The following is a 20,662-nucleotide window of genomic DNA, read 5'->3' on the forward strand; positions in this document are numbered from 1 at the left end:
CCACAACCCGGCAGAAGTTACAACAGGCTTATTGCGCACGGGGCCTCTTCCACCCTTATCTCCTTTCACCAGTTCCGTAGCTTCCGACCAGGTTTGCCCGTTGTCATCGGAAGTCTTTACCCAGGTTTCCCACGAAGGGATCTTTTTACCTACTTTAAAATAAAGGAATATCCTGCCTGCGGGCGACTGGAACAATACAGGGTTCCAATGGGCATCTTCTCTTATTTTGGCCACTTCAACCGGCGTTGTCCAGTTACCGGGCTTACCTTTTACAAGCCATATCCCAACATCATCGGTGCCTTCTTTTTGCCCGCCAAACCATGCGGCCATAAATTCCCCGTTTTGTAAATGCAGGATAGTAGATGCATGGCACTCCGGGAAAGGCGCAGGGGTCGTAAAAAAATATCCCCTTACGAAAGATGAATCACCTGCAGGCATATCGGTATCGTTTTCGATCGTTTCACTTTGTTGTTGCCCGCCCGAGCAGGCAGTCAAAATACAAATGCATAAAGCTGAGAATAGTTTGGTATACATGTGGGACTCAGATTTGGAATTTGAGATTTGAGATTTCAGATTTAAAATTTGGATGGGCTGTTAGCTATCAGGTGTCAGGTATCAGCAGTCAGCTTTCAGCCGGAGATCAGTGGTAATGGTAAAGACGATCACCTCTCACAATTCACTACTCACTCCCTTCATTCCGTGAAACAATAAACCATAAACATGAAACGATAGCCTCTCTCACCTCTCACCTCTCACCTCTCACTTCTCACCCCTCACCGCTCACTTTGCAAAACGATAAACCACTTACTACCACTTACCACTTACTACTTACCACTTCAACTCACCCCGCCACATCCTCATACACCACTTCTTTAATGCCTAACTTTTCGTACCACGATTTTAAAGTATCCAGGATGGAATGCAGAACAGCTTTTTCTTCAGGTGTGGGCTCCAGCGCATGCGCCCTGCTGATGGCATGAATAGGCAGCCCTCTCAGTTGCAAAAAGAATTTAGCGCTCATGGGATACGCAACGTGGATCAGCGGATCTACCCGGGCCAATTCAGCCTGTATCCATTCTACCTCCTTTTGCTTAGACGGGTCATCAACATGATCACACAACCACACCAATATTTCGGGATAAAAATTACCGGCTATGGCCGATAATCCCGCGGCGCCGGCTTTCATGGAAGATACACCATTTGGCGTATGCGCATCGAAAAACTGCATTGGCGTACCTTTGATCACCTCTAATTTTGCCTTCACCTGGGCTTCATCACAGCAGGTATCTTTATGATAAAACATCCTGTTGGTGGATACTAGCGTTTTCAATACTTCCGGCGTTACCACTCTTTTATAGGGGGCAGGGCATTCATACAATCCAAGCGGAATATTGTCTGTTAGCGATAACATTTTGTCAAATCTTTGCAACAAAATGTCATCCCCTTCATCTATCGCTGCATAATGTCCTGTAATGAGTACCACCGAATCAATACCCGTATCAAATATTTTTTTAGCAAATTCCGCCTTATCTTCAATGGTCAGTCCAAAAGAACCTGTTGCCACCACCGGCACACGACCGTTAACATGTTCCACTACTGCCCTCGTAAGTGCCAGCCGTTCATCATCACTGATACTGTACATTTCACTGGAAAGGCAGTTGGCGAACAATCCTTTTACTCCCGCGGCAAGATAAAAATCAACCAGCACTTTCACCATATCAAAATCAAGCTTTGCCTCGGGTGTAAACGGGGTTATCATTACAGGAACAAATTTCTTTGACATAAATTTGCTTTGGTTTTTTCAAATGTTTGATGAATAATATACTTTACAACATACAACCATGACCCTGAGCCGCCGAAAGGGTGTTATCTGCGTGGTTTCATTTCTTTCACTCTACAGCTCAATTAAAATAAAGAGCCTGCATGCTATGCGTTGATACTCATTTCTTCCTGGCTTTTGTTAATAATAACCCTACAAGGAATATGGTTAGCGTTCCCACCACTACTATCATGTTCACATGGAAAGGGCTTTTAAGATGTTGCCATTGTTCGGGGAAGTACTTGGACAGCGACATCCATAAAATAACTAAAATACCAACCACTGTTCCGGTAACGGCTTCGGCGTTGCGGGCTTTTTTTGCGATCATCCCTAATAAAAACAAACCCAACATGCCGCCAGATAAAATACCCGCCAGTTCCCACCACATATCCAGAATACTTTTTACGCCTATCATGGCAATACCAAACACAATAGACACTATACCCGTTAAAGCTGTTACAGTATACAGAACAAGCATCTCCTTCTTAGTACCGGGATTGGGGTTGATATACCGCTGGTAAATGTCTTTTAAAAATACAGTAGCCGAGCTGTTCATTCCGCTGCTGATGGTGCTCATGGCAGCGCTGAGGATAGCAGCAATGATCAATCCTACCAGACCTTTAGGCACTTTCAGCACCATGAAATACGGTAAAATTTTATCTCCGTAGTCGGCGGGAGTGAGGGTATTGATGTCTACATTCTTTTCGGCAGCCACCTGCTGCTTCACCACATCCAGTAGTTCGGGGTGCTGGCTGAAATACGCATACAGGGCTGTGCCTATAATAAAAAAAAGCAATGATACGGGAACATACCAGTATACACAAAGCCAAACGCTTCTTGCGGCTTCCTTTTGACTGCGTGCGGTATGGTAACGCTGCACATAGTTCTGATCCATACCGAAATTATTGAGGTTGATAAAAAACCCGTATAAAAAAACGACCCAGAAAGTAGAAGAACTGAAATCCGTAAGAGAGAAGCTGCCCAAACCAAATTTTTCATCGGCCACGCCGATCCTGTATATCTCCCCCACACCACCCTTCATTTCGTACAGTATAATACCCAGCACAATCAAAGCGCCGGCGGTTTTTATAATGCCCTGTACCACTTCCGTCCATATCACGGCTTCCATTCCGCCAAGCACTGTATAAACAATGATACAAACGCCGGTAACCACCATGATGGTTTTCATATCCACGCCGGTCAATGCCTGCAGGGTTAAGGCAATGCCAAAAAAAATGGACCCCATGCGTGCCAGTTGGGTAAGTATGAAGCAGATCATGGCATAAGTACGGGCCCAGGCGCCAAATCTTTTTTCGAGATGGGTATAGGCGCTTACTTCGCCATGAGTGCGGTAAAAGGGCACAAAAAAACGGGTAGCAAAATATGCAGCAAAAGGCATTGACAAACTGAATACGAGGGAATTCCAGTTGCTGCCAAACGCTTTTCCCGGAACACCCAGAAAAGTATTGCTGCTTAAAAAAGTGGCATACAGCGATATACCCAGGGCCCAGCCGGGTATGCTGCCCGAAGCCGTAGTAAACTGTTTGGTGTTCTTGTTTTTCTTTGAAAAGTATACGCCAACCAGTACCATACTGAGCAGATATACGAGAATTACCAAAAGATCAATCAGGGGTAAGTGATGCATGTTTCAGATCAGTGCGTTTAATTGCGGGTTTCGATCAAAGATTACTCAAATTTAAAAAGCGGCCAATGTTAATTGTTATAAAAAGAATAGCATAAATTATTATTGCCCTGTAAATTAATGCTATTTTTAAACCTTCAAAAATTACCTGAACAGCGTGGGCACAGCAATTATACAAAACACCCCTGACATTGAAACAACGGCTCAAACACACTGGATCTTACCTGCGCGTTTGCGAAGCAAACTGGATAGCCATCCCATCGGGAAAAACCTGTACATTACCGAAATAGCTTTTTATGCTGAGCAAAGTGCGCTTGATAAAGAAGTGCTGAAAAACAATCCCGACTATGTGCTGGTGTATTGCGTAAGCGGTATAGGATGGTACATGATCAATAATAAAAAGCTTGTCCTCAAAGCCAATCATTTTGCAGTATTGCCCCGTAAAACCTGTTTCCGCCTGGGTGTGGAGGCTCCTGGCGGGTGGAGTCTTTACTTTGTAAAATTCAACGGAGCAATAGGTGAAGCCATGTATACCTACCTGCTGCGCGATAAAAACAACAAGAACCTGACCACTCCTCCGCTGGTTGGACGCATAGCGCAATTCCGGGACATTATGCACCATCTTGGCCTGATGGACAACATGGAAAACCTGCTGTATGCGAATTTCCGGTTCTATAGCTTTCTGGGTACATTCCGGCTTACGGTTTTCAACTATATGAAAAAAGGAGTGGATAATATTATAGAACGCTGTATTCTTATTATGAAGCAGCACCTTCATAAAAACCTCACGCTCGATGAGCTGGCCAAAGAAGCCTGCGTATCCGCTTCCTATCTTTCGGCGCTCTTCAGGCAAAAAACCCATTACTCTCCTATCCAGCTTTTCACCTCTCTGAAAATACAAAGAGCCAGCCAGATGCTGAGGTCAACAAAAACGCCTATCAAACAGATCGCTCAGGAAATGGGGTATACCGACCAGTACAGCTTTTCAAGATCATTCAAGCAGATCATGGGCACGTCGCCCAAGAAGTTCAGGGAAAATAAATAGGTATCAGCGGTCAGGTATCAGGTATCAGCAGTCAGTGTCTTGTCCTGATATAAGTAGACAGATTTAAAAACAAAAAAATACTCCTTCTTTCACCCCTCACCTTCTTTTAGTTTTTAGGTTATGTTGTTTTGCTTATTGTTGTATTCCTTCGGATTTAGAGCTTATGGTTTCGGATTTGAAATTTGAGTTCTTATCCGCCCCGGCGGACATATTTGTTTCTTGTTATTTGGTTCTTGTGATTTCTTCTGATTTGTTTCTTGCATTTTCCCTCCCACACCTAACTTTGCTCCATGGAACCATTTTTAAAAGAACTTTTCTCCGGGCAATCGTACAACGAAAAAAATTTTTTCCTCATCGCAGGGCCCTGTGTTGTGGAAAGTGAGAACCTGGTAATGGAAGTTGCGGGGAAGGTGTCCGGTATTTGTAAAAGCCTGGGCATTCCCTATATATTCAAAGCTTCCTACCGTAAGGCCAACCGTACCAGCGCATCTTCGTTTACGGGTATAGGTGATGATAACGCGCTGGCGCTTGTAAAAAAAACAGGTCAGCAATTTGGGCTGCCGACAACCTCCGATATACATGCGCACGATGAAGCCGCACCCGCCGCCGGATATATTGACATATTGCAGATCCCCGCTTTTTTATGCCGGCAAACCGATCTGCTGGTAGCAGCCGCAGAAACCGGCAAGGTGGTGAATGTAAAAAAGGGTCAATTTTTAAGCGGGCCCGCAATGAAGTTTACCGTAGAAAAGATCAGGAAAGCGGGAAATGATAAGATCATACTAACGGAAAGGGGCACCACCTTCGGCTACCAGGACCTTGTGGTGGATTACAGGAATATCCCCTGGATGCAGGCGCATGGTGTACCGGTAGTAATGGATTGCACTCATTCGCTTCAGCAACCCAACCAAACCAGCGGCATAACGGGCGGTAATCCCCAACTGATAGGCACCATAGCAAAAGCGGCTATAGCAGCCGGCGCCGAAGGGCTGTTCATAGAAACCCATCCCGATCCCGCTTCGGCTAAAAGCGATGGCGCCAATATGCTGCAATTAGACTTGCTGGAACCGCTTTTAAAACAATTGCTGAAGATAAAAGAGGCGGTGTAAGAAGTTACAGGTTTCAAGGACAACCCTTGCAACCTGTGCAACCTGCACCCTGTAACTTGTAACCGCACCACAAACTTTCAACCGTCACTGGTCTTCCGGCTTTTTGCAGCAGGTGGGCAGATCTTTATACGAATCTTCATTGGCTTTCACGTCATCTGCATCATAGCCCACGTTGGCGATACCGGTTTTTATATTTTCAATATTGGTCCTGTCTTTGAGGTAGGTTACCGTAGTTTCTTTGCGTTTGAAGTTTACGTTCACTTTCGTGATCCCCTGCTCATGCTTCATGTAATTTTCAATGCGCTTTTTGCATTGTTCACATTGTACGGTGGGTGTGGCGATTTTAACCGTTACCGGCTTCTTTTGTTGTGCCGTAGCTGTCCAGGCAATGCCGCAAACGAGCGTGATGAGCAGCGCGATCTTTTTCATAAAATATGATTTTAGTGTAAAAAGAGTTTATGTGAATTATATAACGAAAAGGTAACTGTTTTTTGTAAAACAATTTGTTAATGATACCTGCCGGCGGTCTGGCACTCGTTTGCCGCGTACTGACTGCTTATTTCCACATCCCACGTTTACCCGCGGTCTGACGCTCCTTTTGTCGCGTACTGACCGCTTATTTCTTTAACCCTGCCAATGCGCCGGATCCTGCCGCCAGTTTAACAACGTGGCTTCTTCGGCAGGGCTTACTATATTTTTTTCCAATGCAAGGGAGATAAGCGTTTCATAGTTGGTCAATGATTTCAAAGGCACCCCTGCCTCTGCAAAAGCGGCAGCAGCCACATCGAACCCGTATGTAAAAATAGATACCATGCCTTCTACTGTAAGCCCCTGCTCTTTAAGCACCTTGCAAACCTGCAGGCTGCTTTTGCCGGTGGAGATCAGGTCCTCCACCACCACCACCCTTTTACCGGGTTCAAAAAAGCCTTCTACCTGGTTACCCAACCCATGTTCTTTGGGCTTGGGACGCACATATATATAAGGCAGCTTCAACTGGTCGGCAGCCATAGCGCCCCATGCAATACCGGCGGTTGCCACACCGGCCAGCATATCCGCTTCAGGAAAGCTTTCAAATATTACATTGCACAATTCCGATTTTACAAAGTCGCGGATATAGGGAAAAGACAGTGTTTTGCGGTTATCGCAATAAATTGGACTTTTCCAGCCCGATGCCCACGTAAATGGTTGTTGCGGATTCAGCCGGATAGCATTAATTTGTAAAAGCTTTTCGGCTACAGCTTTTTCATTCGTCATGGCGCGAAAATAATAAAAATTGAAAGGTATGGTCCTGAAAATATACTTTGGCAACAAGCCTGTTTTTCTTTGCGATGAAATAACGCCTGCCATAGAAATATACAGGCATCATCCCGATACCGTTTTTATAGATGAAATGACCAGTCACGCCATTAACGCATTATTGCACGAAATAGCAAAACCGGGGTTTCACGCAGGGATCCTTTTTACTACCGGCATTGAACGGTCAAAGAAATTATTGTGGAAACATTTCACGGTGATCCGGGCCGCAGGGGGAGTGATAGAAAATGAGAAGAATGAGCTCCTGATGATTTTCAGGAGAGGGAAATGGGACCTGCCCAAAGGCAAATTGGATAAAGGAGAAACGCTGGAAGCATGCGCGGTTAGGGAAGTGCAGGAAGAAACAGGACTGAAAAATGTTGAGCTCAAAAATTTTATAGCAACTACCTTTCATACCTATAATGAATATGGCAGGCATATCTTAAAAGAATCGCACTGGTACAGGATGAAAGCCACGTCATCGCAGGCCCTGAAGCCGCAAACAGAAGAAGATATACATCAGATTGAATGGGTAAAGTCCGATGCACTTAGTGAAAAATTAAAAAACACATTTCCTTCCGTTAAAGATGTGATTGAAAGTGTATATCGGAAAAGCGAAAAGTGAGCATGGTAGCAAAATTCCCCTCCCGCCAGGGCCTTCGCCGGGTAGGCAAAAAGCGCGGGGCGAGACCCGGGTATGTAGAATATCATACTGAATTAAAATGAGAGAATGGAAATGTATTTCGTAAAAGACAGCTGCGCAGAGGTCTCATGCCCGCTCACAATGGCTTGCATGAAGACCCCAGCGCGACTTAAAAAGTCTTATGTTCCTGATAGTGAGTGTTACTTCAGCCCCACAACAGACACAATGCTGAGCAACTTATGGGACTTTCGGCATGGCGAAGGAGTTCAGATGTTATTGTCAACATGAATGTTATAGCGCAGATGCCTCCCTGGGTTATAATGACAGGCAGCGGTGCGATGTTCAATATTGGTACAACTGTTCAACATTAGTACTATTGCTTAGCATATATCCTGTCGCTTGTCATGCCGACCCAAGGAGGCATCTATCCTTGCATCAATGTGCAATCCATGAAATAATATGATATGCTTCGATTGCGAAAATCATATATACACCGTCATTAATTAATTCATTTTCAATAAAATTAAAATGGTGTATTCTGCTTTGTTGCACCTGAGTGCAGGATGAATTTGAACTGCACCCAGTTTTGCTTGAGGAAACCGATAGCAGTAATTTTGTTGACAGGCATGGCTGACTGTTTTAGTATTTAATAATTACGAGATCTTAATGATTATCATCTTATCAAACTCAGCACAGGATCTGCCTGTGCTTTACAGCGCCATACCTTTTTTATATAAAAATTGTAGAATGGGATTATCGGAAAACCCGTTTGCAGCATTTGGGCTTGACAAAGTTCCACAATCAAGTGATAATGCATTGATCAATGCGTTACTGGATCTCTACCCTTCCACAAACCCCTTTCGCTATGTGCCCGGTTTACCCTTAATGCCTTATGATACTTCTCTCAGCTCGATCATAGAGACCTATGATGCGGGTGGGGAAATAGTATACTTTAACTACTTCTCCTACCCTTTTGTATTGGAGCTCCCCTTTCCCACTTAAAGCTGGTTAACGAAGCGGAGTTGTTTAATTTCATAATTCTTACAACCCCAATTGCATCATCTTTATTATATCTTCTGGCTTCTGATATAGTTTGCAATCTTTTCGCCCAACCGGTTCACGGTATTTCTTTTTGCATCTAATTTATCCTGGTAATGCCTGAGGCTAGCTTGCATGGACTTAAGCCTGGCCACCAGATCGCGGTATTCCTGCACAATCCGGTTTACATTGTTTGTGGTATTGACATAGGTTTGGTATTTAGACTGGCAGTTGCTTCTGCAAAGATTATAGGAAGTTTGGGCCAGCGCCGCCATCGTTTTGGCAGTATGGTATTGTTTTTCTTTCGCCTTTACTTTACCGACTAACCGTTCATATTCGTCGACCTGCGAATTGGATTGCAGATCATCGTATTCACGGGCCGCATCATTGTATTCATCTATGTATTGCCTGCCTTTCTCTGTGGTATTTATCAGTTTATTGGTAACTTTTATCGCAAAACTCCGGTCACGATCGCCCCAGTAATAATCAAGGTAATAGGGATAGTCCTCTGCCTGGGCAAAAAGGCGGACTGATGAAAATATGAGGCTAAAAAACAGGATACTTAAAATTTTATACTTCATAGGGTTCTTTTTCATGACTGAGATTTTTTGAGTAATAAAATGTTGGTTGTATTTTCAGGAATGATCACCGGCTCTTGCTGCAACAGTACAATGCTTTCCTGCACAAATTGTTCAGATTTTTCATTGCCAAAGCGGTCACGCATCCACATGCTGAATACAATAAGCGAATCGCTGACGGAAGATTGCCCTATAGAAAATGTGTTATAATCACTCTTTTCCAACTGGATAAACCCGTTTTTACCTTCAAAATACCTGGCTTCTTTCTGCAATAAATCCAAAAGGTTTTGCCATTCTTTCTGCTGGGCGTCAACTTTAAAAACCAACAATGAAAATGCGGCAAGCCAAACCGCAATTTTTGCTTTCATAGCTTTCATAGATAATTTTTTTATTTAACAGATTTATCAAGACCAGCCGTAACGGCCGTTTTTCTGTCAATCTTCCCGGGAATTTTCATCAGGAATAATATCCGGAGATTTTTCCTTCGCACCCATGAGGGATGCCAGGTGGTAAAGTTTATGAATGGCTTCCGCACTGAACGCCTTACTATCCGGCAGATAGAGGTCAAGCCCCATCGGTTCATTAAACGTTCGCCAGAAAGGCAGAGGCGCTTCTTCCCTGCCTGTTATACTATATACATGCTCCGCCCAAATGGTGTAAACATGCGCTTTACCCTCTTTCTGTTCCTTCTGCATACCACGCATGACGGCGCTATCATTTTCCGTAAAAATATCCCTGTACCATATTTTGCCGAATGCAGGTGCAGTATTCAGGCTGGCATCCTTATAAAAATCCTTTACGGTTTTTATCACAAAGGCATCGTCATAAAAAGTATACGTTTTTGTTATGGTACAGGGCAATACGCTGTCGCTGTCATGAACGATTATAGTCTTTAAATGACTGCGCAGCCATTGAAGTGTTTCTTCTTTCGTTTGCACAAAGGCGGAAACGGTAAAGAACACAAGAACTACAGTGATGATTGCTTTTTTCATTGTTCTAAATTTTCAAAATCAAACGGTTATTTTCATTTATTACGCACCGTTCCTCATTTGATATTTATTCCTTTTGATACGCAGGATTCTACCGATTCCTCACTTCGTAAAAGGACTTGCCCGTTCCAATAATTCAGAACATTATATTCATATGTTTCGTAAGGCTTTACTTTGATCGTTTCGCTTTTCCCGGGCTCTATGTCCAATGTGCCTTTGCCATAAACGATCACGGTTATTTTTTCACTTAAATGATTGTTGAAAGACAGCATTGCGAGGTTGCACTTTTTTTCTTTTGAACAGGAGAAAGAGAGTGTACAAAGCAGGTACAGGGGAAGGATCAGTTTTGAAACGATTCTCATTTTGTGATTTTTAAATTTAGAAATGCGTTCTTATGTTTATAATTTATGTTCTCTGATGGCTTTATCGTTGGCATGCAACCGATGCCGGAGCACGGAGAAAAATCATTCTCCATTGCTACGATAAAAAATGCCTGATTATTTTTATACTGTGAGGCTTGTGTCCAAAAATTTATTTTCTTCAGAAATGATGGGGATCACTTCAATGCATTCTTGTTGCTAACAACGGGATGATGTAAGCTTTATTCTGCATGGCAGCGCATTATCGGCGCTTTTTTTGTAAATGTGAAAATGAAAGCCGGCCTGATTATAAAAAAATCCCCTCCGGAGGGGATCAAAAGAAGACTTTATAATAATTTTTTTATTTTGCGGGCAAACATAACGGTCATGGATAAACTGATACTGGACCAGGCAAATAAAGTGTGGCGGGAAATAGGGCAGTACAAAACACCTGAAAAATTTGAGCTGGAAATTGAGATATATAAAAAGATGCTCAATTTTTTCCAGGTAGGCGACTACTGCTATTTTATTTTCAGCCCGCCGGAATTGCGCATGGAATATACCAATCCTTCCATTACCCATTTACTGGGATACTCGCCGGAAGAGTTTACATTAGAAACATTTCTATCCGGGATCCATCCCGATGACCTGCAAAACTATCTGAATTTTGAAGCTACGATCACAGGTTTCTGGAAAAAGCTGCCCGCGGAAAAGATAATGAAATACAAAACGAGGTATGATTTCAGGATGCGTTGTAAAAACGGGGAGTATAAACGCATCCTGCAACAGGTGGCAGCTATCCAGAGCGATGAGGAAGGAGCGGTGTTGCGAACTTTTGTGATCTTTACGGATATCTCCCATTTAAAGCAAAGCAACAAGATGGTATTATCCATCATCGGGCTCGAAGGCGAACCATCTTATATTGATCTGCAACCGATCACACAACTGGTGCCTGCTAAAGAATTACTCACCCGCAGGGAGAAGGAAATAGTGCAATTGTTATCACAAAACCTGCCCTCTGCAGCAATTGCGCGGCAGCTCCGCATAGGTCTTTCCACTGTTGCCTCTCATCGTAAAAATATTTTCCGGAAAACGAATACGCATACTGTTTTGGAACTGGTACAACTGGCATTGGAAAAAGGATGGATCTGAATGCCTGAGGCCTGCTCAACGCAGGCATGCCCATCAAACTGCTGCTTCTGCCACCATGTTTTGATTCTCTGCAAGCCGGCGATAGCCTGTTATATTGCCGCGTGACACAGGTACCTGCTGTTGCATGAGATCAACAGATAACCTGAGTCCCTGCGCATTCCCTTCAACCTGGTTTACACGGCGGGTGTTTACCAGCCAGCCGCGATGACTGCGGTATATGCCTGATACAGCATTCAACTGTTCAACAATGTTCGTAAGGGTATTGCGCAGCATGGTGGTTTGCAGGCAGCCGGCTTCTTCCCAAAAAATATTTACATAATTATCCAGGGCCTGCACGGCCAATAAGCTATATTCAGCTACTTCCAGCCTGTTGCCATGGTTTTCGCCGGTAAGTATGAAAATGAACGACTCCTGCTCATTCTCTCTTGTCTCCAACCCATAGCACTGGCGGGCAAAGAGTGGAAATTCAAAGGCATACATACCGTAGCCGTTGATCTTAAACTTACCGCTGCGGGTGGCAAGCGCTACACGCCTATTGATGAACAAAGCCCAAAAACTGCAGGCCGGGCCATTTATTTTGAAGCCCGCTCGTTTGCAGAACAAACCAAAGCATATTTCAGGATGGATGTGAAGCTTACCTACCGGATGAACAACAAAGGGCTTATGCAGGAGTTTTTTGTAGATCTTCAAAATGTAACCGATCATAAAAACATTTTCAGCCAGTGGTACGACAGCAGGGCCGGTAAGGTCCGTACCCAGAACCAACTGGGCTTCTGGCCCAATTTTAACTACCGCATACAATTCTGACGACATCAGCACCGGCAAAAACGGGTAATCCTTAAGCTTATGTAACGGGTATATCTTTTCCTTTTAAGATAGCTACCGTAAGACGGCTGACGCAAAGCAGCCGCTCTTTATCATCATAGATCTTTATATCCCACACATGGGTGGAAGATCCCAAATGCAGGGGCGATGCTATACCCGTTACCAGTCCCTTCCGGGCACTGCGAATATGATTGGCATTGATCTCAAGTCCTACGCATATGAATGCATTGGTATCCAGCACCAGCGATGAAGCTACGCTTCCCAGCGTTTCGGCCAATGCAACGGATGCGCCACCATGCAATAAGCCGTAAGGCTGGCAGGTACGGTGATCAACAGGCATAGTGGCTTTTAAATAATCGTCGCCGATTTCGGTGAACTCAATACCAATATGCTCCCCCATCGTACCGGCACTCATGGACTGCAGCTTTTGGAGCGAAAATTCTTTTTTAAACCAGATGTTCGGCATGACCGGTGATAATTTTTATTGCTCAAAAACAAGTCAAACTTAATCGTTTTCTGCTTAATTAGGCCTTGCCGGTTGTATTGATGGTTAAATATTTTAATATTGCCGACATATTTTTTCAATGCAGGATGAACTTTTACAACTCAGGCAATTGATCGGGGCCGTGCATCCGCTGTCTGATGAAGACTGGCAGCCATTTACCGGGATATGGCAGCCATTTTATGCAAAAAGAAAAGAGATCATTACCGCTGCCGGCGAAAAGGAAAAATATTTATATTTTGTGCTGGAGGGTGTGCAAAGAATATATTATTACGATGAGCAACACAGGGAAGCTACGCTCGTTTTTACCTATGCGCCTTCGTTTGGCGGTGTGCTGGATGCCATGATGCTGCAACAACCCTCCCGTTATTTTTACGAAACACTAACTCCGTCTGTTTTTTTACGGGCTGCTTACAGTGAAGTTGAGTCTGTAATGAAAAGCAGGCCCGCTGTTGAAACGATGGTACGCATGGGGGTAACGAATGCTTTATCGGGCTTACTGGAACGACTGGCGGAAATACAATGCTATAGTTCGGAAGATAAGTTCAGAAAGCTTTTACAGCGCAGCCCCCATATCTTACACTTGATACCACATAAATACCTCGCCAGTTACCTCGGAATAGACCCTACCAATTTCAGCAAGCTCATCAATAAAATAAGGATCTGAAAAATGTTGGTATTTACCAATATTTATCATTGCCCGGCAATACAATTTTGCATCATAAATAAAACATGAAGCAAATGAAAGCAACATCAAAATTTGAGCTACTAAGCACATTGGAGCGGGAAACAGAAAAGCATCTTACGGAGGCTGTTCGCATTTTCCAGAACCTTCCTGAACAAACGCTGTTAAAACCTGCCGCAAACGACGGGTGGAGCATAGCGCAGTGCCTTGCGCATTTAAACAGCTACGGAAGATTCTATTTGCCTGCTATTGCCTATGCGCTTGATCACCCGGCGGGTAATGCTTCTGCCGAAAATTTTAAAAGCGGATGGCTGGGCAACTATTTTACCAGGATGATGCAGCCCGGAAATTCCACAAAAAAATACACGTCGCCCAAAGACCATTCACCGGCTGCTGATCTCAATGCTCCGGCCGTTATAGCCGAATTTATTGAACAGCAGGAGCGGCTCATCATGTACCTGCGTAAAGCAAAGGCAGTCAATATCGGTGCTACCCGTGTGCCCATATCCATTTCAAAATGGGTGAGGCTGAAGCTCGGTGATACTTTCCGGTTTTTAATAGCGCATAACGAGCGGCATATCCTGCAGGCAAAAAAACATTTGGATAAAAATAAAATAGGAATACGATGATCCGTGACCATCAGTTTTTAACCCCGTTCAGCAAATGATAGCCTGCTATTTTACGGCACCACCACTTTTTTCGATAAAGCCATACCCGACGTGCTGGTATAGGACACTATATAAAAACCCGGTTTAAGCATATGCGTGGTATAAGAGGATTGAGCGGTATCATCCTGCCATACCAACTGGCCCGCACCGTTGAACACCCTTACCTGCTTTGGCGCCCTTCCGGCAAATTGCATATTTATCTTGCCGCCGGCCGTCCAGGCATACATGTCTGCCTTTGGTTGTTGCGATACCACTTCAACGGGCGAATAGGAGTGCCTGCCATCAATATCCTGCAGTTGTAAGCGGTATTGTTTAGTGGTAAACAAAATATCCCTGTCGGTATAACTGTAGCTTACTGTTCCGCTGGATGACACAGCTAATATGCTGGCAATGTTTTTCCAGGGATGCCCATCGGCACTTGCCTGTAATTGAAACCCCTGATACTGTTCATTGTTATCGACCTTCCAGTTGAGTTCCACTGCGCTATTTCGCAGTATTGCAGTAAAGCTGTGGCGCACCAGGGGCAGGATAGTACCGTTCTGGGCTGCCGTTACGCCGTTGAGCTGCACATCGGTCAGCGCTATTTCCACATAGTTCAACGTGGGATCAACAATGCCTGTTCCGGTTGTTACCCAAACAGTTGCCAGTCGTTTGTAAATCTCAAGGCCGGCTTCCATATTACCATTCAGCTCGTCATCTTTATAGTGTACCTGTAATGTGCCTGTATAGTTTATCGGCGCATCTAATACGTATGATCTGTTAATGCCGGCAGCAGCGCCCGGACCAGTTACGGCTGTGGCGCTTTTTGTTACCGTATTGCCGGAAAGCGTAAGCAAAGATGCAGGTGTGAACACTAACCCATCGTAAGAAAACGTAGATCCGGCCGCCAGCGTGAGGCTTTCGCTGCTGCCAACCGAAAGCTGGGCCTGTGCACCCAGCGCAGCGGTAAGCGCTATAAGTAAAATACTTTTCTTCATAAGACGTTTGGTTTGACAAAAAAAAATCAGGCATTTTTTCCTCTTCTGATAAGCACTGTTAAAAATTGAGCTCAATAGAAATGGGATAAGCCATAAGAGCCGGGTTGCCCGTGCTCACTACCGCCGCGGAAAGGCTGCTCCGCGTTTTGCACTGCGGAGCGGCTGAACTCATTGTGCCAATAGAGCCATAGCCCGACAAATGGCCATCGCTGGCAGCGGAATTGGTTTGATATACGATCCGAAAGCCGTAAAATGAGTTGTTTTCTATTACAATATTAAATTCCATGGTATATAGCTCGCTGCTGCCATTAGAACCTACTATTAAAGTAAAATACTCGCTTCCATAAGAGGAACCCACTTGGTTGTTGTCCTTGTCCACCGTTCCTGTGCCCAGCGCTGTACGGCCCAGCACAATTTTACCCAGGATATTGCTGTTTACGATCATCGAATTCTGGCTTTGATCGTAGTGATAGTCATTCTCCAGCCCTTTGAATTCGTTGATAATTTTTTGCAGCCAGTAAGCGGCTAACTGGTTGGCTTTGGTCACGTTTTCGCAATACCAGGGCACCTGGTCGGGCGTAATCCCTCCGGTACCGGTTTGGTACCACAACAGGTCGTGATACACTTTTTGCGGGAAAGCACTGCCGGTAAGGTCAATACCCAACTTTTTGCCGGCGCCCGCACTGCGGGTGGTGCCTATGCGATCCCATATAAGGCTCACGCTGTTCCACACATACAAGCCGGGGGTTACGTTGCCGGTGGTAGCGGTGTTGTACACAATAAGTCCTTCAACAGGCGAAGTTACAGGTGCAGCAATGGCGGTACTGCTGAGCGACACCCGTGGAGGCAAAAAGCCTTTTGTGCTGGAGCTAACGTCCAGCGCGGCGGAAGCGTCTGGTGTAGTGGTTCCAATGCCTACCTGGGCAAAACTGTGGAAACAAAAAAGTGTGCAAAAACAAAGCAGTGAGAATTTTTTCACTTTCATGGATATTGAATTTAATGCAGGTTATCAACGCCTGCGGGTTTAGATAATACGCGGCAAATGTATCTGTTGGGAAATAAATTCCCAAAATCTCACGACTGGTAGCAACCTCAGACGTGTTTATACAACAAGCTGGAAATCAATTTATTATAATGTATTTTTAACTTTTTCTAAGTGCTTTCACTGATTGAACTTCCTGACAATTGTCAAGAACTTTTTTTTATCCTCCTTCTGTGATCAGCCCGGATAACTGTTCTTGATCCCTTCATTTGCCAGCCATTGCAACGGTATGCTATTGGCGGGATATATTAATCTTTATCAATTGTGTATAATTAACGTTAGATGTTGCAGGCAAAAGAGCATTCAGATAAAAATAAAAATGTTCGGTTATTCATTAAACGTTCGTATTATTTAAAACGGGTAATATGCGGTTTATCCCTGTTATAGTTTTAGCTTTACCACGCTATTGTTAAAAGCTCACTACCTTAGAGATATCCTTAATGTATAAATCCAGTATCAATCGTACTCCATTGCCGGTACCACCAACGGATCATTCACCATTAGTGGATTTTATGAGAACCATATATCCACTGGGAAATAAAGCGGAAAAATACATTCTTCAAAATTCGTTTCGCCGAAAAATAAGCAGGGGCAAATACCTTTTAAAACCTGGTGAATTTTGCTCACATTATTACTATATACACGAGGGTGTTTTACGTGCTTTTATAAAAGAAGACAATAAAGAGATCACCACCTGGATCAACCCCGAAAATGAGATCACAACTTCCATACGCAGTATGACACGCAGTGAGCCATCGCTGGAATACATACAGGCCCTGGAAAACAGCGAGCTGTATGTAATGTCCTTCGAAAGCCTGCAAAAAATGTATACGCTTTTCCCCGTAATGAATATCGTAATACGGATGCTGCTGACCGAATATTACGCTGCTTCAGAAGAAAGATCATACATCTGCCGCCTGCCCAGTGCCGAAAAAAGATACGATCATTTCAATGCTTCAAGACCGGAACTGGTAAACCGCATACCGCTCAAATATATAGCCTCTTATCTTGGCATGTCGGAAGAAACGCTGAGCCGGCTCAGGAGCAGGAAAACACCGGTTAAATAAGCCGGCACGCGAAAAAGATGCCTGTTTAATGCCTGTCAAAAAAATACCCGTCGGCACTCGTAGCATCAATAATGGTTTTGACCTCATTGATGCGGGTGACAGGAAAATTGCCCCGCCGGGCATGCTCAACCACCGTTTCTTTATCAGGTGCAACATATACACAGAAAAGTTTATCGTTCACCACATAACTCTGCAACCAGTGTATTCCTGATTGCATATCTTCCATCACCTTACGTGATTTCAGCGACATCGCCTGTAGTTCACGGGGGGTTAGTTGCTGAATCCCGGGAACATTTCTTTCGATCAAATACTTTGGCATAACAATTTTTTTATTGATGAATAATATTGCGATCAACACAAAATTCGTTACACAACAGCTCGTTTTCCAAGTGAAAACAGCTCAAAAATTTGTTGATTTGGCCCAACTGATCAGGCGGGCTTTAAAAATGCAGTAGGGCTAATACCGGTTTCCAGTTTAAAGGCTTTGGAAAAAGCAGCCACATCGCTGTAACCCAGGTTAAAAGCAATATCAGATATATTGACCTCAGGATCTTTTAGCATCCTTTTGGCCCGGGCAATACGCTGCTCATGAAGCCATTTCCCGGGTGAAATTCCAAAATGCTTTTTAAAGATCCTTTTAAATGTGGATAGACTCATTCCTGCTGTTTTAGCAAGCTCACCGGATGTAAAATTGGTACCGCCGTTTTCGCGAACCAGTTTGATGAAAGAAATATCTTTATCATTATTTAGCCACGACAGGTATGTATAAAAGGCATTGGGCTTTTTTTCACGTAAAAGGTTAACCAGCAATTCCCTAAACTTCAGACTCAGCAAAATATTACTTCCGGGGCCGGGTTGCTTTAAGTAAGCATTGGAAGAAAGAAATATGGATTCGATAAAAGGAGATGAATCCAGTACCAAAATCCCGGGCTGGTCTATATACTCTGCTTTTGTTCCAACGCCTGCTTTTAGTAAACCGGAATATTCCGCTAATAACGATTTAACAGCAGGATCACCAAACATAAAGATCAGTGCACGGTAGGGCTCTTTAAAGCGTTGGAATAAAACATATCCGCCCTTACGGATAAATAGTATTTCTCCTTTTGCAGATTCATGATAATACTCCGGCGAAGCATAGCCTTTGGCTCCCTGCATAACATACATCAGGCAATTTTTATGCGACCATACTTTGGCCTTCATTTCGGTAATAGGGCAGGTATAATCAATGAACAGGTCATCTTCAGTGCCAAATTTCAGTTGGTCAAAGTAGCTCGAATTGCCCGTTATGAAATCGTAAATGTTCACCATCCCGCAAAATTTAATACACTGTTTACGATAATAAAAAAGCGGAGTATAATGAGTTTAATCCTTTGTTAAGCTACTGATTTTGAAATAAAATCCGGTCTCTTTTATATGCTTTTTAAATTTTGTGTTTGATTGATTTTATAACGAGACAGCGTTATTAATAAAAAATTTCTAAAGCAAGACCAGTTAATATTGAATTTTTATTGACAATATTGGGTATCTTCCTTTCCGGAAATACTCTAAATGAAAGCGGCAGGTTTTACTGTAGCTGTACTTTAAAATTTCACAGAACCGGTAAGCGGTTCTTCTTACTTAACGCTCTAAATCTTATTATTAAGTATGGGAAAATTCCAGATAAAAAGGTCTTCCACTGTTCATGATGTAGTTATCATTGGCTCAGGAGCGGGCGGAGGAATGGCCGGGCATTTTTTGGCCAATGCCGGCATTAAGGTACTGATGCTGGAAGCAGGTCCTTTCTTTGATCCTGCCAAAGATTCACAACAGTTCAAATGGCCATGGGAATCTCCCCGGCGCGGGGCATCAACTGTTCGTCCGTTTGGTGACTTTGATGCCGCTTACGGCGGATGGGAAATAGACGGTGAGCCATACACGAGAAAAAACAATACGGAATTCGATTGGTTCCGTTCCAGGATGCTGGGTGGCAAAACCAACCATTGGGGCAGAATATCACTACGTATGGGGCCCGACGATTTCAGGCCCAAAGACGGCTTAACGGAAGATTGGCCCTTTACCTATGATGAAATCAAGCCTTACTATGATAAGATAGACCGATTAATAGGGATCTATGGCACCGTGGAAGGTATAGAAAATGAACCCGATGGGATCTTTATGCCACCGCCCAAACCGCGCCTTCCCGAACTGTTCATAAAGCGTTCGGCGGCAAAAGTGGGCGTACCGGTTATACCCGGCAGGGGATCCGTTATGACAGAGCCCATACCCGGCAATAAAGACCGACAGCCATGCTACTATTGCGGGCAATGCAGCCGCAGTTGCAAAACCTATGGTGATTTTTCGGCATCTTCCTGCCTGGTTATCCCTGCCATTAAAACAGGCAACCTTGAGGTAATTACCAACGCCATGGTAAGGGAGATCCTTACCGATAAGAACGGTCAGGCTACAGGTGTTTCTTATATCAGTAAGGATGATATGCAGGAATACCAGGTGAGCGCAAAAACAGTAGTATTGGGTGCAAGCGCCTGCGAATCGGCACGCATCCTGCTCAATTCCAAATCGGCTGCCCATCCCAACGGGCTGGCCAACAACAGCGATGTTGTAGGAAAATACCTTCACGATTCTACCGGTTCCAGCCTGGGCGGCTTTTTACCGCAATTGCTCGACCGCAAACGCTATAACGAAGACGGCGCCGGCAGCATACATATTTACTCTCCCTGGTGGTTAAACAATAAAAAGCTGGACTTTCCCCGCGGGTACCACATTGAATTTGGAGGTGGTATGAGAATGCCTTCATATGGCTTTGGATCGGGTATACACCGCCTGAACGGGAAAGTGCCCGGAAGAGATGGAAAGCCCAAACAGGCCGGGGGCTTTGGCGCATCGCTGAAGGATGACTACCGCCGTTTTTATGGCACCCGTGTTGGCATGGCCGGAAGAGGCACCGCTATTGCGAGGAAAGAAAATTACTGCGAAATAGATCCCAATGTCGTTGATAAATTCGGCATCCCTGTATTGCGCTTCCATTACACCTGGAGCAACGAAGAGATAAAACAGGCCAAACACATGCAGGAAACATTTCAGTCCATTATGCATGAGATGGGCGCCGTAGTTACATCAAACCCGCACGGGCCGGAAGACAATTACGGGCTGGAAGCTCCGGGCAGGATCATCCACGAAGTGGGTACAATAAGAATGGGAGACGATCCGAAAAAATCTGCGCTTAATAAAT

General features: G+C 44.2%; 25 protein-coding genes. 10 read left to right on the forward strand and 15 right to left on the reverse strand.

The features are described 5' to 3' along the window. From PLH26_RS09375 to PLH26_RS09385, 3 genes are all read right to left on the reverse strand, one after another. Positions 1 to 534 (reverse strand): exo-alpha-sialidase (locus PLH26_RS09375; protein WP_324585754.1); only part of this gene is annotated, 534 nt, incomplete at its 3' end. Between the two features lie 307 nt (positions 535 to 841). Further along, the gene (locus PLH26_RS09380) at positions 842 to 1,783 is read right to left on the reverse strand and encodes a dihydrodipicolinate synthase family protein (protein WP_324585755.1); all 942 of its coding nucleotides are present in this window, start codon (positions 1,781 to 1,783) and stop codon (positions 842 to 844) included. A gap of 157 nt (positions 1,784 to 1,940) precedes the next feature. After that, positions 1,941 to 3,464 (reverse strand): sodium:solute symporter family protein, encoded by a 1,524-nt coding sequence (locus PLH26_RS09385; RefSeq protein WP_324585756.1) that lies wholly within the window; start codon positions 3,462 to 3,464, stop codon positions 1,941 to 1,943. A 154-nt stretch (positions 3,465 to 3,618) separates the two neighbouring features. Between PLH26_RS09385 and PLH26_RS09390 the strand changes: the two genes are divergently transcribed. Further along, on the forward strand, positions 3,619 to 4,506 hold the full coding sequence (locus tag PLH26_RS09390; protein WP_324585757.1) for an AraC family transcriptional regulator: 888 nt from the start codon (positions 3,619 to 3,621) through the stop codon (positions 4,504 to 4,506). A gap of 290 nt (positions 4,507 to 4,796) precedes the next feature. After that, positions 4,797 to 5,615: a 3-deoxy-8-phosphooctulonate synthase gene (gene kdsA, locus PLH26_RS09395; protein WP_324585758.1), complete on the forward strand. Its 819-nt coding sequence runs from the start codon at positions 4,797 to 4,799 to the stop codon at positions 5,613 to 5,615. Between the two features lie 84 nt (positions 5,616 to 5,699). Here the strand turns inward: kdsA and PLH26_RS09400 are convergent, their stop codons facing one another. Together PLH26_RS09400 and pyrE are read right to left on the reverse strand one after the other, a co-directional pair. Beyond that, positions 5,700 to 6,044, reverse strand: coding sequence for a heavy-metal-associated domain-containing protein (locus tag PLH26_RS09400; protein WP_324585759.1), 345 nt, complete (start codon positions 6,042 to 6,044; stop codon positions 5,700 to 5,702). 195 nt (positions 6,045 to 6,239) lie between these two features. Continuing rightward, on the reverse strand, positions 6,240 to 6,923 hold the full coding sequence (pyrE, locus tag PLH26_RS09405; RefSeq protein WP_324585760.1) for an orotate phosphoribosyltransferase: 684 nt from the start codon (positions 6,921 to 6,923) through the stop codon (positions 6,240 to 6,242). On the opposite strand from pyrE, the gene PLH26_RS09410 reads away from it, so the two are divergent. After that, positions 6,898 to 7,533, forward strand: a complete 636-nt coding sequence (locus tag PLH26_RS09410) for an NUDIX hydrolase (RefSeq protein WP_324585761.1) — start codon at positions 6,898 to 6,900, stop codon at positions 7,531 to 7,533. The genes pyrE and PLH26_RS09410 overlap by 26 nt on opposite strands. A 765-nt stretch (positions 7,534 to 8,298) precedes the next feature. Continuing rightward, the gene (locus PLH26_RS09415; RefSeq protein WP_324585762.1) at positions 8,299 to 8,553 is read left to right on the forward strand and encodes a hypothetical protein; all 255 of its coding nucleotides are present in this window, start codon (positions 8,299 to 8,301) and stop codon (positions 8,551 to 8,553) included. 65 nt (positions 8,554 to 8,618) lie between these two features. Here PLH26_RS09415 and PLH26_RS09420 read toward each other — a convergent pair whose 3' ends face one another. The 4 genes from PLH26_RS09420 to PLH26_RS09435 form a co-directional block, all read right to left on the reverse strand. Beyond that, positions 8,619 to 9,185, reverse strand: a complete 567-nt coding sequence (locus PLH26_RS09420; RefSeq protein WP_324585763.1) for a hypothetical protein — start codon at positions 9,183 to 9,185, stop codon at positions 8,619 to 8,621. Then, the gene (locus PLH26_RS09425) at positions 9,182 to 9,535 is read right to left on the reverse strand and encodes a hypothetical protein (protein ID WP_324585764.1); all 354 of its coding nucleotides are present in this window, start codon (positions 9,533 to 9,535) and stop codon (positions 9,182 to 9,184) included. The genes PLH26_RS09420 and PLH26_RS09425 overlap by 4 nt, the downstream gene beginning before the upstream one ends. Positions 9,536 to 9,601: 66 nt before the next feature. Then, entirely contained in the window at positions 9,602 to 10,159 is a 558-nt protein-coding gene (locus PLH26_RS09430; RefSeq protein ID WP_324585765.1) for a hypothetical protein, read from the reverse strand. Between the two features lie 53 nt (positions 10,160 to 10,212). Further along, entirely contained in the window at positions 10,213 to 10,518 is a 306-nt protein-coding gene (locus PLH26_RS09435; RefSeq protein ID WP_324585766.1) for a hypothetical protein, read from the reverse strand. Positions 10,519 to 10,902: 384 nt separating this feature from the next. Here PLH26_RS09435 and PLH26_RS09440 point away from each other — a divergent pair, with 384 nt between their 5' ends. Continuing rightward, positions 10,903 to 11,667: a PAS domain-containing protein gene (locus PLH26_RS09440; RefSeq protein WP_324585767.1), complete on the forward strand. Its 765-nt coding sequence runs from the start codon at positions 10,903 to 10,905 to the stop codon at positions 11,665 to 11,667. Positions 11,668 to 11,700: 33 nt separating this feature from the next. Here PLH26_RS09440 and PLH26_RS09445 read toward each other — a convergent pair whose 3' ends face one another. Next, complete coding sequence (locus PLH26_RS09445; protein ID WP_324585768.1) at positions 11,701 to 12,270, reverse strand: LytTR family transcriptional regulator DNA-binding domain-containing protein; 570 nt, start codon at positions 12,268 to 12,270, stop codon at positions 11,701 to 11,703. 18 nt (positions 12,271 to 12,288) lie between these two features. On the opposite strand from PLH26_RS09445, the gene PLH26_RS09450 reads away from it, so the two are divergent. Further along, positions 12,289 to 12,474, forward strand: coding sequence for a hypothetical protein (locus tag PLH26_RS09450; protein ID WP_324585769.1), 186 nt, complete (start codon positions 12,289 to 12,291; stop codon positions 12,472 to 12,474). Between the two features lie 37 nt (positions 12,475 to 12,511). On the opposite strand, the gene PLH26_RS09455 is transcribed toward PLH26_RS09450, so the two are convergent. Then, positions 12,512 to 12,958, reverse strand: coding sequence for a hotdog fold thioesterase (locus PLH26_RS09455; RefSeq protein ID WP_324585770.1), 447 nt, complete (start codon positions 12,956 to 12,958; stop codon positions 12,512 to 12,514). 118 nt (positions 12,959 to 13,076) lie between these two features. Between PLH26_RS09455 and PLH26_RS09460 the strand changes: the two genes are divergently transcribed. Both PLH26_RS09460 and PLH26_RS09465 read left to right on the forward strand, forming a co-directional pair. After that, positions 13,077 to 13,661, forward strand: a complete 585-nt coding sequence (locus PLH26_RS09460) for a Crp/Fnr family transcriptional regulator (protein WP_324585771.1) — start codon at positions 13,077 to 13,079, stop codon at positions 13,659 to 13,661. A gap of 74 nt (positions 13,662 to 13,735) precedes the next feature. Continuing rightward, on the forward strand, positions 13,736 to 14,308 hold the full coding sequence (locus PLH26_RS09465; RefSeq protein ID WP_324585772.1) for a DinB family protein: 573 nt from the start codon (positions 13,736 to 13,738) through the stop codon (positions 14,306 to 14,308). 50 nt (positions 14,309 to 14,358) lie between these two features. Here PLH26_RS09465 and PLH26_RS09470 read toward each other — a convergent pair whose 3' ends face one another. Together PLH26_RS09470 and PLH26_RS09475 are read right to left on the reverse strand one after the other, a co-directional pair. Then, complete coding sequence (locus PLH26_RS09470) at positions 14,359 to 15,324, reverse strand: T9SS type A sorting domain-containing protein (RefSeq protein ID WP_324585773.1); 966 nt, start codon at positions 15,322 to 15,324, stop codon at positions 14,359 to 14,361. 58 nt (positions 15,325 to 15,382) lie between these two features. Next, on the reverse strand, positions 15,383 to 16,309 hold the full coding sequence (locus PLH26_RS09475) for a phage tail-like protein (protein WP_324585774.1): 927 nt from the start codon (positions 16,307 to 16,309) through the stop codon (positions 15,383 to 15,385). Positions 16,310 to 16,878: 569 nt separating this feature from the next. On the opposite strand from PLH26_RS09475, the gene PLH26_RS09480 reads away from it, so the two are divergent. Continuing rightward, entirely contained in the window at positions 16,879 to 17,433 is a 555-nt protein-coding gene (locus PLH26_RS09480; RefSeq protein ID WP_324585775.1) for a Crp/Fnr family transcriptional regulator, read from the forward strand. Positions 17,434 to 17,458: 25 nt separating this feature from the next. On the opposite strand, the gene PLH26_RS09485 is transcribed toward PLH26_RS09480, so the two are convergent. Continuing rightward, positions 17,459 to 17,752, reverse strand: coding sequence for a DUF4242 domain-containing protein (locus PLH26_RS09485; RefSeq protein WP_324585776.1), 294 nt, complete (start codon positions 17,750 to 17,752; stop codon positions 17,459 to 17,461). 110 nt (positions 17,753 to 17,862) lie between these two features. Continuing rightward, positions 17,863 to 18,741 (reverse strand): helix-turn-helix domain-containing protein, encoded by an 879-nt coding sequence (locus PLH26_RS09490; RefSeq protein WP_324585777.1) that lies wholly within the window; start codon positions 18,739 to 18,741, stop codon positions 17,863 to 17,865. Positions 18,742 to 19,077: 336 nt separating this feature from the next. On the opposite strand from PLH26_RS09490, the gene PLH26_RS09495 reads away from it, so the two are divergent. After that, positions 19,078 to 20,662 (forward strand): GMC family oxidoreductase N-terminal domain-containing protein (locus PLH26_RS09495; protein ID WP_324585778.1); only part of this gene is annotated, 1,585 nt, incomplete at its 3' end.

The sequence above is a fragment of the Agriterribacter sp. genome, from assembly GCF_035444585.1.
Taxonomy (GTDB): Bacteria; Bacteroidota; Bacteroidia; order Chitinophagales; family Chitinophagaceae; genus Agriterribacter.